Consider the following 13,785-nt stretch of genomic DNA (forward strand, 5'->3'; position numbering starts at 1 on the left):
GGGGACCCTGTGGGAGAGTAGGACGCCGCCGAACAATCATTCACAGAGAACCCCCATCCGGGAGACCGGATGGGGGTTCTCTGCATTTCCGGGGCTCCAGGGCCTCAGGGCCTTACCGAGGCGCAGCCGGCCGGGCCCGCCGCCTTCCGGCCCGGACACAGACGATGAGCAGATCCACCACTGACATCAGCACCGTCAGCACCGTGCGCACGATGACGGCGAACACTATCTGGGTCCGGTTCCACACCATTGACGACACCACTCCCTTTCGGCCCCGACCGGGCCACCGACGAGCATGAGAACCAAGCACACAACACGAAGGCCGGCCGGAGGCGCGCGCCTCCGGCCGGTACTCGCCCAACTGACCGTCAGGGTGCGATCGTCACCTTGAGCCCCGCTCCCCGCTCCAGGATCTCCAGAGCATCAGCGAACCGGTCCAGGGGGAACGTGTGGGTGATCAGGTCGTCCACCCGGACGGTGCCGTCGGCGATCAGCTCCAATGCGCGGGCGTTCTGGGCCGGGCTGGAGGAGTTGGCACCCACGATCGTGAGCTCGCGGTAGTGCACGAGGTTGGCGTCGACGGCGGTCATCGGAGCGCCCTGGGGCAGTCCGCCGAAGAGGCTGATCCTGCCTCGCCGCGCGGCGTACCGGACGGCCTCCTCCTGTGCGGGGACGGAGGCCGAGGCGGTGATCACGACGTCGGCGCCGAGTCCGTCGGTGAGCCGGAACACCTCGTCGGTGACGTCCGTGTCCGCGGCGCAGATCACCCCGTCAGGCTCGACCAGCTCGGCGGCGCGGGCCAGGCGCTCGCGGTTGAGCTCGACCAGGAACACTCGGGAGGCGCCCCTGGCGCGGGCGAGCCGTGCGTGCAGGCAGCCGATTGGCCCCGAGCCCACGATCACCACGTCGTCCCCGGCACCGACCCCGGCGAGTTCCTGTCCGTTGAGCACGCACGCGAGCGGCTCCGCGACGGATGCCTCGGCGAAGCTCACGCCGTCCGGGATGCGGTGCACCCCGCCCACGGCGACGACCTTCTCCGGGACGACCATGTACTCGGCGAATCCGCCGTCGTAGTGGTAACCCATCGCCTCGAAGTTCGGGCAGACCGTCATCCGCCCGCGCCGGCACTCGGGACAGTGCCCGCACGGGATGGCGCCGATCACCTGGACGCGGTCGCCCACCGCCCAGCCCTCGACGCCGATGCCCAGCTCCACCACCTCACCGGCGATCTCGTGGCCGAGCACCCGCGGCGGGTCGATCCGGTGGTTGCCGTACTGGTAGATCTTCAGATCGGTGCCGCAGAGCGAGGTGTTGTGGACCTTGAGCTTCACCTCACCCGGACCGGGTGCGGGCTCGGGCGAGTCCTCGATGAGGATCTTCTCGGGAGCGTAAAAGCGCGCAACCTTCACTTCGCTGACTTTCTCGTAGGGGAACAGTCCAAGGGGCCCGGAGGCCGGGAGCGCGGGCGGGCGCCTGCTCAGCTCGCGCCGGGTGCGGCGCCGGCCAGGGCCCTGAGGCCGAGCAGCTCCTGGGCGCGCTCCACCACCGCGGCGGTGCTGACCCCGAACTCGGCGAGCACCTCGTCACGGGGGCCCAGCGGCAGGAACGCGGGCGGCAGTGCGATCTCCGCCGTGCCGGGCCGCCTGCCGGGGGCGTCGGCACGGTCGGCCTCCGCGAGGTGGGAGAGCAGGTCGGTGTAGAGGCCGGAGCCCGCCACCAGGTCCTCGACGGTGATGACCGCCCGGTGCGCCAGTGCGTCGGCGAACACCTCGCCGACCGCCGGTCGCAGCCGTACGACCTCCCACACCGTGGACGAGATGCCGTGCCGGCGTTCCAGCTCGTCCGCTGCGGACATCGCCGTCTGCACCGTGGCCCCGTGCGCCAGCAGGCAGAGGTCCCTGCCGCGGCGGCGCAGCAGGGCGCTGGTGCGGGCGCCGTCGGGCTCGTCCCGCAGGGGTTTCCACTTCGCGTACCGGACCACGGTCGGGCCGCTCTCGCGGGCGACGGCCGAGCGGAGCAGGCCGGTCAGCTGGGCGCCGCTGGTGGGCGCGTAGATCTCCAGGCCGGGGACGGTACGGAGCAGCCCGACATCGTAGATGCCGTGGGACGAGGCGCCGTCGCCGCCGGTCACCCCGGCCCGGTCGACCACGAAGGTGACCGGGAGTCCGTGCAGTGCGACGTCGTTGACGACCTGGTCGAGCGCGCGAGTGAAGAAGGTGGCGAAGACCGGGAAGACGGGACGGCAGCCCTCGCTGGCCAGTCCGGCGGCGAGGCCGACCGCCAGCTGTTCGCAGATCCCCACGTCGTGGTAGCGCTCGGGGAAGCGGCGCTGGAACTCCAGCAGGCCGAGGCTGTCCGGCATCGCCGCGGTGATCACGTGAACGCGGGGGTCCTGTTCGGCGAGCTCGCACAGGGTGCCGCCGAGCACGTCGCCCCACGACCGGCTGCCGAGCGGGAGTTGTACGCCTTCCCCGGCCGCGCCGTCCCCGACTTCGCCCTTCCCGAGTACGCGCTCCCCGGCCGCGGACGGGTTCCCGACGCCGGCCGCCACTGGCCCCGGCGCGGCCGGGGCCGTCCCGCCGACCTGGTGCAGCCGCATGATCTCGTCGCCCTCGGCCTCGGACCAGCCGAGCCCCTTCTGGGTCCGCACGTGCACCACGACCGGTCCGTCGGTGTCCGCCGCATCCGCGAGGGCCGCCTCCAGCTTCCCGAAGTCGTGGCCGTCGACCGCGCCGACGTAGCTGAACCCGAGTGCGGTGAAGAAGAGTTCGACGTTGCGCTGGTCGTCCGCTCCGCCGGTCTCGGTGTCGCAGGGCTCTCCGAGGGTCAGGCGGCTCATGGTCCTCGCGTAGGACCTCCCGTTGTCGTTGTAGACGATGACCACGGGCTGCCGGCGCACGCCGATGGCGTTGATGGCCTCGTAGGCCACGCCTCCGGTCAGCGCGCCGTCACCGATGACCACCACCGACCTGGTCCCGCGGGCCAGGGTGATGCCGAGCCCCCAGGCCGGCCCGGTGGAGGAGTGGCTGTTCTCCATCAGGTCGTGCGGGGATTCCGCGCGCGACGGGAACCCGGACATCCCGGTCCGCTGCCGGAAGTCGACGAAGCCGCCGGCGCGCCCGGTGAGGATCTTGTGGGTGTAGGCCTGGTGGCCGATGTCGAAGATGATCGGGTCGTCGGGGGAGCGGAACACCCGGTGCAGGGCGATGGTCAGCTCGACCACGCCGAGGTTTCCCCCGAGGTGCCCGCCGGTCCGGTTGACCTCCGTGATCAGGAAGCTCCGGATCTGCGCGGCGAGGCGCTCGCACCCCGCCGCGTCCAAAGCGCGGACCGCCTCCGGGGTGAGGCCGTTCAGATCGAATTCGGTATCGGATCCGGTAGCGAATTCAGTGTCGTTGCCCTTGACGCCAGGCGCAGCCACGAGGAAATCCTTTCACGAGAAAAGACACCGCTACTTCAGCAGCGTCAGCTGGATCCGGACATTCGTCTGCTGGTAGTCCACGACCGTGTCGCGCAGCCGGCGTAGGTACTTGAGGTAGAGGTCGAAGTTCTGCTTGCGGGGCAGTTGCACCAGCAGGCTGCTGAACTTCAGGACGTCGGCGAGCGCGGCGTCCATCAGGCCGATCTGGTCCCGGATCTCATCGCACAGCTCCTCGCCGAGGGCCGCGGTGATCGTCGGCTCGCCGAGCAGGTAGTGCAGGTAGTGCTGGACCGGCTGGAACCGGTTCTGGATGTGCTTGTTCAGGCGGGACTGGTCGTTGAAGAGGACGGCGCCCGCCGCGAGGATCTCGTCGGCCCGGCGCTCCCAGTCGGCGATGAGTCGGTCGATCCCGTCCACACCGACGACCACCGGGGTGACGTACCGGCTGAGCCGTCCGTCGTACAGGCGCAGTCCGAACTCGGCGAACACGGCGCGGAACGCCTCCAGCGGGGGGAGGCCGACCAGTCGGTCGATGACGGCCGAGGGCCGGATCTCGGTGACGGGGACCAGGCCGTCCTCCGTGTACGCGAGGTTCTCGGCCAGCTTGGCGAACGGGACGGGCTTTCGGTCGGCCCGGAAGTTCGGGTCCGGGCTGGTCTTCGTGTAGTAGACGGTGTCCTCGTCGTCGATGTCCACGACGAGCCACTCGGTGAGGTAGGGCGTGCCGTCGGTGTGCACCAGGGACACCAGGAGGGCCACGTGCGAGCCGGCTCCCACGGCGGCCCGGATCTCCTTGGCCAACTGCTCCCGGGGGACGTCGCGTTCGGCCCAGGAGTCCCGGCAGACCAGCTCCATGAAGCCGTTGTGGCGGCTGATGATCGGGACGTCGCCGGTGATCTCGAACTGCCAGTCGTAGCAGCGGTCCATGAAGAGCAGGGGGAACGCGGGCGAGTCGCGCAGGATGCAGTAGCGGTGGAAGACGTGCCGCTCGTGGCACACGTAGTACTGGGACCGGTCGAGCTGTACCTCACGGCGGGCCTGCTCCGAGGCGGTCATGGCGACGTCATTCGTCTCGGTCACCGTCACTCCTTCACTGTGGGTCGGCGGATTCACCGGGGTGGTCAGGACGGAAAAAAGAACAGCGGGCAGAACGCGCCGGCAGTCAGGATGAAATCCACGAAGAGATTCACGAAGAGATTTGCGAAGAGATTTGCGAAGAGGATGCACAAAAGGGCTGGAGCGTTGCCGGTCAGATCGTCCGGGCCGCTTCGTCGAGCGCGCGCAGGGCCCAGTCGGAGACGCTGAGGCTGGCCTGGTCGGCCGCGGCCTGCCAGAGCTTGACGCGGTCGGCGGTGATCTCCAGTTGCAGGTCGATCTCGCTGTCCCGGGCCCGGACGGCTTCGCCGGCCTCTCCCTTCGCGCCGTCGGCGGGCGCGTCCGACGCCCCCGCGCGCTCGTTGAGGCTGGCCCGCACCTCGGCGCGCAGGCGATTGCGGGACCACCCGTGGTCCTCCGCCTTGCGCAGCCAGTAGTCCTGCTCCGGATCGGCCAGCGAGGCGACCTCCGCGTGATGGCCGAAGCTGAGCGCGTCCCGCCGGCGGGACAGCGGGAATCGCCGGGCGACCCAGGCGTAGTTCCGCAGGGTCTGGTAGTTCAGGGAGCAGGTCTCGACGGCCTCGCGGTAGCGGCCGCTGTAGGCGGTTTCCCCGTGCACGAGCCAGTCCCCCAGGCACCAGGCGGACGACGCGTGCACCGTCGACAGCAGGCGCCCCATGAGGACCCATTTTTCGTACGGCAACCGGTTCGGCAGGTCGAGACCGGTCCGCGGAATCGAAATGGCGCCGGCCTCGGCTGCCGGCCCGAATTCCACCAGTTGTTTCTGTGACTTTGCCACGTCAGCGGCTGCGGCAACAGCGACTGTCATGCTTTCTCCTCGCAGCGGAACCCGCGATGTGCAGGACGGTGGACGTCCGCGCGAAATCGGCCGGCGAATTCAGCGACGTGCACGGCCTGCGGACGGCGGAGAAAGGTCAGGCTGATGAAGGCACCGCGATCACTGTTTCCCCCGTATTCATCCACTGTTCACCTAAAGTTTGAATTGCGTTCCCCGTAATGCCATCTTGATCATGGCAGGACAGTCCCAGGGGGTCAAGCGTTCGAGACTTCGGGGCCGGACTCGGTGAAGAATGGCGGGAATGTCCGAAACACGCCGGTCATAGTGCGGGCGAACCTTTTAGTGGTGAATCACGTGGTCGCGCGAAGGGCCTTTGCCCGGCCCGTTCCAGCCGCACCCACGGTCGCCGCCGTGCTGTAGGTGCCGGCGGACTGGTCGTACGGCCGCGCCAGGCCGGCCCGCGCCGCGACCGTGCTGTAGGTGCTGGACGCGGGTGTGTACGCCGGGTCGGTGATGATCTCGCCGGCCAGGATGTCGTCGATCCGCCCCATCGTCGCCTCGTCCAGGCGGACTCCGGACGCCGCGGCGTTCTCCCTGACCTGGCCGGGGCGCGATGCCCCGACGATGGCGGCGGAGACCGCCGGGTTCTGCAGCGTCCAGGCCACCGCGAGCTGGGCGAGCGTCAGCCCGGCCTCCTGCGCGACCGGCTTGAGGCGCTGGATCTTCCCCAGGATCTCGTCGGCGAGGAAGTACCTGATGAAGTTGGCACCGTGCTCGTCGGTGGCCCGCGAGCCGGCGGGCGGGGCGGCCCCCGGCAGGTACTTACCGGTCAGCGCCCCCTGCGCGATGGGTGAGAAGACCATCTGGCCGACGCCGTACCGCCGGCTCACCGGCACGACCTCGGTCTCGATCACCCGCCAGATCATGTTGTACTGCGGCTGGTTGGAGACGATCCGGTCCAGCCCGAGGTCGTCGGCTATCCGCATGGCCTCGGCGATCTCCTCGGCCCGCCACTCCGACACCCCGATGTACAGGACCTTGCCCTGCCGCACCAGGTCGTCGAACGCGCGCAGCGTCTCGGCCAGGGGGATCTCGTGGTCGTAGCGGTGCGCCTGGTAGAGGTCGATGTAGTCGGTGCCCAGGCGGCGCAGCGAGGCGTTCGCCGATTCGACGATGTGCTTGCGGGAGAGCCCCCGGTCGTTGGCGCCCGGCCCGGTCGGCCAGTAGACCTTGGTGCAGATCTCGACGGACTCGCGCCGCACGCCGGCCAGCGCCTTTCCCAGGACTTCCTCGGCCTTGGTGAGGGCGTAGACGTCGGCGGTGTCGAAGGTGGTGATCCCCTCGTCCAGGGCCGCGGAGATGCACTCCCGTGCGCTGTCCTCCTCGATCTGCGACCCGTGGGTGAGCCAGTTTCCGTACGCGATCTCGCTGACCTTCAGGCCGCTGTGGCCGAGTTGACGGTATTCCATGCCGATTCCTAGCCGATTCCTCGCTGACCGGTGTGCGTTCCGCCGCTGCGTTCCGCCCGGAGGAAACAGGGCAGAACGGGGGCGGACAGCTCAGTAGACGATCTCTATCGTTTCGTCGAAGCTCTTCAGGAGCTCCGGCAGGCTCGGGCCGCCCGGTATCTCGCGGTGGCGCCCCATGATGTTGCAGAAGTAGTCCGAGATCAGGTCACCGTCCGGGTGGAGGTGGTGGCCCGGTTCCTTGAAGCAGACGCAGAGCAGGACGTCGTCGCGCTCGCGCAGTTCGTCGAGGCCCTCGATCGCGCGGATCATCCCGGATCCCCGGTAGGGCATGTTGTACCAGAAGTAGGTGACGCGCCCGGGGGCGTCCGCCGGCTCCGGACGCGGGGCCCCGGGCTGCCGAAGGGCCGGTCCGGTCCGCCGGTCGAACTCCTCCCGGCCGTCGCAGACCAGGCTGAGGTACATCGCCCGCATGAGATCGTCGCCGCGGGCCTGACGCGCGAGGTCGTAGAAGATCCCACCGGCCCCGGGCCGGGCCGCCGCCTCCAGTACGTAGGGGGTGCCGTCGTGGAACCGGACCTCGGTGTGCGTGGGGCCGTAGGAGATGCCCAGGGCGCGGACGGCGTCGTGCGTCAGGTCGATGACGGTCCGGCGCAACTCCTCCGGCAGCGCCGGGTCCAGCGTGTACAGCCGGTCGGGGAAGTACTGCCCGAAGGACACCTGTTCGGGGTTGTTCGCCAGCAGGAAGTCCGTGGCCGGCTCACCGTCGAACCAGACGGTGTCGACGCTGTACTCGTGCCCTTCGAGGTACTGCTCGACCAGGAACCCGGCGCCCGGCACACCCTCCTGCGCCATGGTGGTGGCGTTGAGCAGGGAGATCTTGCGGACCTGCGCCAGCAGTTCGGCCTCGGACTCGACCCGCCGGACGCCGCAGCTGGCGAAGCCGTGCGTGGGTTTGACGATCGCGGGGTACACGACCGCCGCGAGGTCCAGCCCGGCACGGGAGGCGCAGTAGGTGCCGTGGGGCGTGCTGACCCCGGCCGCCTGCCAGATCTCCTTCATCCGCGACTTGTCGCGGGCCGCGCCCGCCGACGCGACCGGGTTCCGGCCCACGCCGAGGGCCTCAGCCACCGCCGCCGTCGCGATGACGTACGGCTCCTGGTTGGTGAAGGCCGCGACGGCCGGCTCTGCCGCGCAGGCCGCCTCGATGGCCGCCGCCGCCCGCTCCGGGCCGTCGCGCACGTCGAGCCGGAGCAGCCGGATGCCGGCCGGGGGTTCGGCACGGGCGGAGACGAACAGCAGCCGGTCGCCCTCGGCCCGGGCCACCTGCTCCATCGCCAGGGTGAAGTACGCGGTCGTCTCCACGCAGACGAAGGTCCGGTTCACGACCACTCCCCGCTGAGCCGCTCGGCGTTCGCGGCGACGCGGTCGGCGAGCGCGGCCAGGTCGGTGTCCCCGCGCTCGGTGAGCAGGAAGGCCAACCGGTCGATGCCGAAGCCGATGCACAGGGTGGAAGCGGCCAGGCCGCGCTCGTCGCGGATCCGGAAGGCGTCGGAGAAGTGGCTGCCGTGCTTGTTGAGCGAGGCGCTGGCGACCTTGCGGCCGAGGGTGTGCGAGCGGACGGCCAGCTCGATCTTGTTGTCGGAGACGAGCTGTGCGAACAACTGCGCGCCGGCGCCGTCGTTGAAGAACATGTCCGAGGCCGTCTCCAGGGAGAAGTCCAGACCCAGCAGGAGCCCGGTCATGGCCATCAGGTCCAGCAGTTCGCCGTGCATCCGCTCCACCGGCCCGGCGCCGCCGACCACGACGCCCTCGCGCATCCGGAACTCGTACAGGCGCTCCTGGTTGTTCAGGTTGCCGGACTCGTCCCGGAAGACGGAGCCGCCCACCGTCATCACCAGGGCCTCGTCCTCGGCGAAGACCTCGTCCTCCAGGAGCCGGTAGCAGTGCAGACAGGCCGCGGGGTTGAGGAGGTCGCGCGGGGCCTTCAGGTAGTCGAGCACCTGCCGGTCCGTACCCCGTTCGCCCTTCTCGGCCGACCCCCGCCAGAACGGCAGGAAGTCCTCGAACAGGTCGGGGTCGTTGCTCACCGGTGCCACGAAGCTCAGGTGCTGGCAGCCGGTCTCGAAGTATCCCGACCGGTCCACGACCGAACTCGGGATCAGCGAGGGGATCAGCAGTTCCTCCGCGTCGTACGCCTGGGCGATGCAGCGGGTGGCGAAGCGGTCGAGCGCCGCCAGCAGCGCCGCGCTCTCGTGCCCGTACACGTTGATGCCCGAACGCAGCTCCGCCGTACGGCCGGTGACGGCCCGGCGCCCCGGCCGCCGCGCCACCCGGCGCAGCTCCTCGGCGAAGTCGGCCGCCGCGCTGCCCAGGACCGCCGAGGGGAACCGGGCGGGGCGGGCGGTGAGCCAGGTGTCGACGGAGGCCTCGTCACCGGAGTCGAGCAGGGTCCTGCTCCGCACGCCGGGGGGAATCGCGCGGAACCGCTCCAGGATCAGCTGGACGGAACGTTCCAGCTTCTCCCGCGGCACGGAACTCTCCGACACGACCGTCAGTTCGGCCGTGCCGAACTCGACCGCGGTGATCTGCGGAAAGTAGAAACGCAGCTGCGTGGTGAGCGTGTCACGCACCGCCGGCTGTCCGACAGCCGCCTTGATGGTGGTCCTCAGCGTGTTCACCGGATCAGTCAACTCCCAGAAATTCCTTGATCCTGCCCAGCGTCGACACGTCGGACAGCTGGAAGGCCTCGTAGTCGATCTCCTTGCCGAAGTCCGTCTCCATCCTGACCACCAGCCCCATCACGGCCATGGATTCGAGTCCGAGCTGCGTCAACGGGGTGTCCTGGTAGGCGTCGTACTGGTCGCAGACCAGGCTGACGGTCTCCTCCGGCAACAGCCCGCTGAACAACGTACGAATCCATCGGTGGTCCATCGGCGGGGCCTTTCTCGTCCTGAGCTGCCGACGGACGGAGGGCGCCGGCCGTCGGGGGAATGATCCTTCGGCGACGAATACTCTCAGCCACTGCCCGTATCGCGGCAAGAGATTCTCGGCCGCACCGGCTCCGCGACCGGCTCCGCGACCGGCGGGTGTCCCGCCGGCGGGACACCCGCCGGTCGCGGCCCTCCCGCCACAGCTCCGGAGGCAGGCTCCGGCCCGGGTTCTTGCCAGCCTCGCCGACGAGGACTGTCCTGGCTGCCGCGATCACCTGCCGTAGCACGACGACGGCCTGGCCTGTGGTTCCGGGGAGGGAGCCGCAGGCCGGGCCGGGCTACCTGGTGGCGGACTTACCGGGTGGGGGGCGACGATGAACGGGCCGCCGCCACCGACACCCGGCTCATCACCGGCCGCATCACTGGCCTGCGCGCCTCCCGCGTCCAGTGGCCGGGATGCGCCTGGACTCCGTCGACTTCGAGAGCACGGACCCTGGCTCGGCCGCCTGGAGTGACAGCAAGCCCTCCCGCGTCGCCTTCCGCAACTGCAAGCCCTGCGGCGCCCTGCCCGCTCACGCCCGGAGCTCGTCGTCAGCGCCGACGGGCACGCGGTGGTCAGCCACGCCGGTTCGCGCCCGCTTGCAGACCTGGCCGACGCCACCACGCTGACCAGCGCCTGCTCCGAGGCTCTGCGCCGGTTGCGGCCGCGCGGCACCGGGCACGATCTGGTACTCGCGACAGCTGGCGACCTGGAACAGACCGGCGATGGCGGTCAGGAAACGGTTGGCGCCGGCGAAGTCCCGGCCGTGAGGGAAGCGCCGTACAGCGGCGGGCCAGTCACGTCAGGTGTGTGCATGACTACGGACAAGGGGGCGGTCGAGCCGCCATCTTGACCTGAACCTGTCGACAATTCGTTCGACGGCTGTGCCCGCCCGGGGCGCATGCACCCCCTGACGTGCGCCGTCGCGCCCGCCGGTCGAACGCGGGCGGGTGCGTCGGCCGTGGTACCGGTAGAGGCCGGTCGGCGGTCGGCGCGAGGACGGATGCGGGAGGACAGCGATGGCCTGGTACCAGGGGCAGAGCCGGATCACGGTGACGGCGGTGGAGGGGCAGTGGCCGCAGCGGGCGGTGGTGACGGTGCGCGGCGGCCGTCCGGTCGAGATTCCCGGGACGGTCGGGGCGAGCCACCTCGTGGACGCCGAGCGCTGGGAGCTCGACCTGGAGCACCGGCGGGAGGGCGAGTGGTGTCCCAACATCCGCGCGGTGCAGGGGCGCTGGCAGGAGGTTCGGGGTGTGCTGACGCAGGTGGTGCACAGTCGCAACCGGGACGGGGGCGGTGACCGCAGCGACCGGAACCTGGTGCTGCGGATCGAGCGGGTCGAATCGGGCGGCGGCGCGCCGGTGGACGTGGCCGCGCAGGGCCGCGCGACCGCGCCGCGCACCTCGACGGACCGGCCGGTGGCGGCGTCCGGGGCGTCGGCCCCGCGGACTTCCGCCGCGCCGGTGCGCGGGACGTCGACGACCTCGTCGGCGCCGACCGTACGGACCAGCGGTTCGGGGATCGAGTCGGCCGGGTCGGGTTCGTCCGCTCCGTCGCGCGCGGTGACGTCCACCGGTGCCGCGGCGACTCCGCCCTCGACCGGCCGTTCCTGGCGGGGCTGACGGGCGTTCTGAGCCCGCCCGCGTTACGGCGCGTGGCGGATCCGCCTCGGCCGCCCCGCTCCCGGGGCGGCCGAGCGCGGCAGTCCTTCCGTGACCCGGGCGCGTACAGGCGCACCAGGGCACACGCGCACCAGGGCACACGCGCATCAGAGCCCTCATTGATCCACTCGCGACGCACCTGATCTGTTCCGTCGCATTCCTGCACAACCGCCCCAGGCGTCAGGGGAATCACTCGACTATTCCCGTGGAAACCTGGCCGGGTGGCCGGGAAGATCCGGGTGCCACAGTTTCGGCCAAAGAATTCACACCCGTCATCAGGCGTTCCGGGCGTGGCCGGGAGTCACACCAGCGATTTTGCGGTTCCGATTACGGGGAGAGTTGCTTTCCGTTCAATCGCCAGGGGTTGCGAGCGGGTGACCCGCCGTGAAGACTGTTCCGCGTTCGTCGTTCCGAGCGTTCGGGCCGTCACGGTATTGCCCGGTCCTCGCGACGGTCGTGGCAGGTTCCGCACGGTGGTTGCGGGGAGGGATCGCAGGGGGATAGGCATGCTGGGCGCAACGATCGCGCAGGTCAGGGCCGTTGGAGCGGCCGACTGGAGCGTTCGGGATTCCTGTCCGGCCCCGCCTGCGGGGTGAGGTCATTCGGCGGTCGGCCGTTCGCCGCTCACCGTTCCCGCTCACCGTTCCTCCCGTTCGCCGTTCCTGGGCGGTGTGGAATTCGGATCGCATTCGCACCGCCCGGTCGGGGAGCGCCGAAGCGGCCCGGAACGGTTCCCGTGGGGCGCGTGCGGCGCCCTGCCGGGAGCGGTCGGGGATTCCCGTTCGCACCCGCCGGCCGTCATCGGCAGGGCTTCCGTCGATTCCCGTTGTTCCCGCGAGTCTTGAGTCGAGGAGCGCAGGTGGCAGGAAATTTCACGGTGTTCTCCACGCTAATCCGGAATTCATCCGCGGACGCTTGCCGCGCCCGCATCTGAGCACCAGTCGACGGGAGCGTCCGCCCATGCCGTACCCCAGTTCCGCGCCCGTCCGCGAGCGCGCGCCGTTCCTCTTACGCCGCGAACTGCAGCACCGGCTCGACACGCTCGCGCGCACCCACCGGGTGCCGGGCGCCCAGGTGGTGCTGGACACCGGCGCGGAGGTCGTGGCCCTGCACACCGGTGTGGCCGACGCCGCCACCGGTGCGCCCTTCACCGGGGACACCGTCGTGCCGGTGGGATCACTCACCAAGCCCTACACGGCGGCCCTGGTGATGCTCCTCGCCGATGACGGCGACCTCGACCTCGACGACCGGGTCGCCGATCACCTGCCCGAGCTTCGCCGGATGCCTGCAGTAACGATTCGCCAACTCCTCAGCCACACCGGCGGACTGCCCACCGGGCCGGACTCCGACGCCGCCGCCCGGACCACCGTGGCGCACTACCTGTCGTCCGTGTGCACGGCCGGGGACGCGCTCTTCCCGCCCGGGACGGACTTCTCCTACTCCAACGCCGGCTACGTCGCCGCCGGACGCCTGGTGGAGGCGGTGACCGGGATGCCCTGGCACGAGGCCGTGGCCGCCCTGCTGCTCGAACCGCTCGGCACCGTGCCCGTGTTCGTCGACGCGAGCGCACCCGCCCGCCCGGTCGCCGCCGGGCACGCGCTCAACGCCGCGACCGGCCGGGCCCGGCCGGTCCGGCAGAACCTGGCCCCGCTGGAGGCCCCGGCCGGCGCCCTGCTGGCGAGCGCCGCGGACCTCGCCGCGCTCGGCGGCGCCCTGGTCGGCCGGGCCAAGGCCCTGCCCCCCGCCGTCGCCGAGGAGATGCGCCGCCCGCAGCCCGGCGCCCGGCCGGGTGCGCTCGCGGACGGCTGGGGCCCGGGTCTCGCCCTCTACCAGCAGGACGGCCGCCTGTGGTGCGGCCACGACGGCAACGCCATGGGGACCTCCTGCCACCTGCGGGCCGACCCGGACAGCGGCGTGGTGGTCGCCTTCGCGGGCAACGCCGGCGCCGCCACCGCGCTCTGGCGCGAGCTCGCGGCCGACCTGGCCGAACTGGCGGGCGTCCGGGTGCCCGCCGCGATCGCGCCGGCGGGCGCGGGCGAGCCCGTCGCCCTGCCCGAGTGCGCGGGCACCTACCGCAACGGTTCGATCCGGTACCGCGTCGAGCCCGCGGGCGACGGATCGTCCACGCTCTCCGTGGACGGGGACCTCCCGCTACCCCTGCGCTGTTTCGCCGACCTCTCCTACGACCTGCTCGCCCCCGACACCGGCCGCCCCGAGCCGGGCGGGCGCTTCCACCGGGATCCCGCCACCGGCGTGATCGACCGGGTGCAGGTGTCCGGGCGCACGGCGCGGCGCGCCGACCCCGCCTGAGGCGCCTTCCGCCCGCCGGCCGCTGCCCGTCGGCCGAGGCGTCCGCCGCCGTGCCGACGC

Annotated in this window: 10 protein-coding genes; 2 read left to right on the forward strand and 8 right to left on the reverse strand. The window is 70.9% G+C overall.

Annotated elements, in window-relative coordinates:
- Positions 1-368: 368 nt before the first annotated feature.
- The 8 genes from ACIQVZ_RS31025 to ACIQVZ_RS31060 form a co-directional block, all read right to left on the reverse strand.
- Positions 369-1,409 (reverse strand): zinc-dependent dehydrogenase, encoded by a 1,041-nt coding sequence (locus tag ACIQVZ_RS31025; RefSeq protein WP_402454466.1) that lies wholly within the window; start codon positions 1,407-1,409, stop codon positions 369-371.
- 68 nt (positions 1,410-1,477) lie between these two features.
- Entirely contained in the window at positions 1,478-3,421 is a 1,944-nt protein-coding gene (locus tag ACIQVZ_RS31030) for a 1-deoxy-D-xylulose-5-phosphate synthase (protein ID WP_402454468.1), read from the reverse strand.
- 30 nt (positions 3,422-3,451) lie between these two features.
- Positions 3,452-4,501, reverse strand: a complete 1,050-nt coding sequence (locus ACIQVZ_RS31035) for a hypothetical protein (RefSeq protein ID WP_402454470.1) — start codon at positions 4,499-4,501, stop codon at positions 3,452-3,454.
- 169 nt (positions 4,502-4,670) lie between these two features.
- Positions 4,671-5,345, reverse strand: coding sequence for an LmbU family transcriptional regulator (locus tag ACIQVZ_RS31040; RefSeq protein ID WP_402454472.1), 675 nt, complete (start codon positions 5,343-5,345; stop codon positions 4,671-4,673).
- Between the two features lie 320 nt (positions 5,346-5,665).
- Complete coding sequence (locus ACIQVZ_RS31045; protein ID WP_402454475.1) at positions 5,666-6,784, reverse strand: aldo/keto reductase family protein; 1,119 nt, start codon at positions 6,782-6,784, stop codon at positions 5,666-5,668.
- Positions 6,785-6,874: 90 nt separating this feature from the next.
- Positions 6,875-8,167, reverse strand: coding sequence for an ATP-grasp domain-containing protein (locus ACIQVZ_RS31050; protein WP_402454476.1), 1,293 nt, complete (start codon positions 8,165-8,167; stop codon positions 6,875-6,877).
- Positions 8,164-9,462 (reverse strand): hypothetical protein, encoded by a 1,299-nt coding sequence (locus ACIQVZ_RS31055; RefSeq protein WP_402454478.1) that lies wholly within the window; start codon positions 9,460-9,462, stop codon positions 8,164-8,166. The genes ACIQVZ_RS31050 and ACIQVZ_RS31055 overlap by 4 nt, the downstream gene beginning before the upstream one ends.
- Positions 9,463-9,466: 4 nt before the next feature.
- The gene (locus tag ACIQVZ_RS31060; RefSeq protein ID WP_402454479.1) at positions 9,467-9,691 is read right to left on the reverse strand and encodes an acyl carrier protein; all 225 of its coding nucleotides are present in this window, start codon (positions 9,689-9,691) and stop codon (positions 9,467-9,469) included.
- Positions 9,692-10,773: 1,082 nt separating this feature from the next.
- Between ACIQVZ_RS31060 and ACIQVZ_RS31065 the strand changes: the two genes are divergently transcribed.
- Together ACIQVZ_RS31065 and ACIQVZ_RS31070 are read left to right on the forward strand one after the other, a co-directional pair.
- Positions 10,774-11,376, forward strand: coding sequence for a hypothetical protein (locus ACIQVZ_RS31065; protein ID WP_402454481.1), 603 nt, complete (start codon positions 10,774-10,776; stop codon positions 11,374-11,376).
- Between the two features lie 999 nt (positions 11,377-12,375).
- Positions 12,376-13,725: a serine hydrolase domain-containing protein gene (locus ACIQVZ_RS31070; protein ID WP_402454484.1), complete on the forward strand. Its 1,350-nt coding sequence runs from the start codon at positions 12,376-12,378 to the stop codon at positions 13,723-13,725.
- The last annotated feature ends 60 nt before the right edge of the window (positions 13,726-13,785 follow it).

The sequence above is a fragment of the Kitasatospora sp. NPDC098663 genome (genome assembly GCF_044760075.1).
GTDB lineage: Bacteria > Actinomycetota > Actinomycetes > Streptomycetales > Streptomycetaceae > Kitasatospora.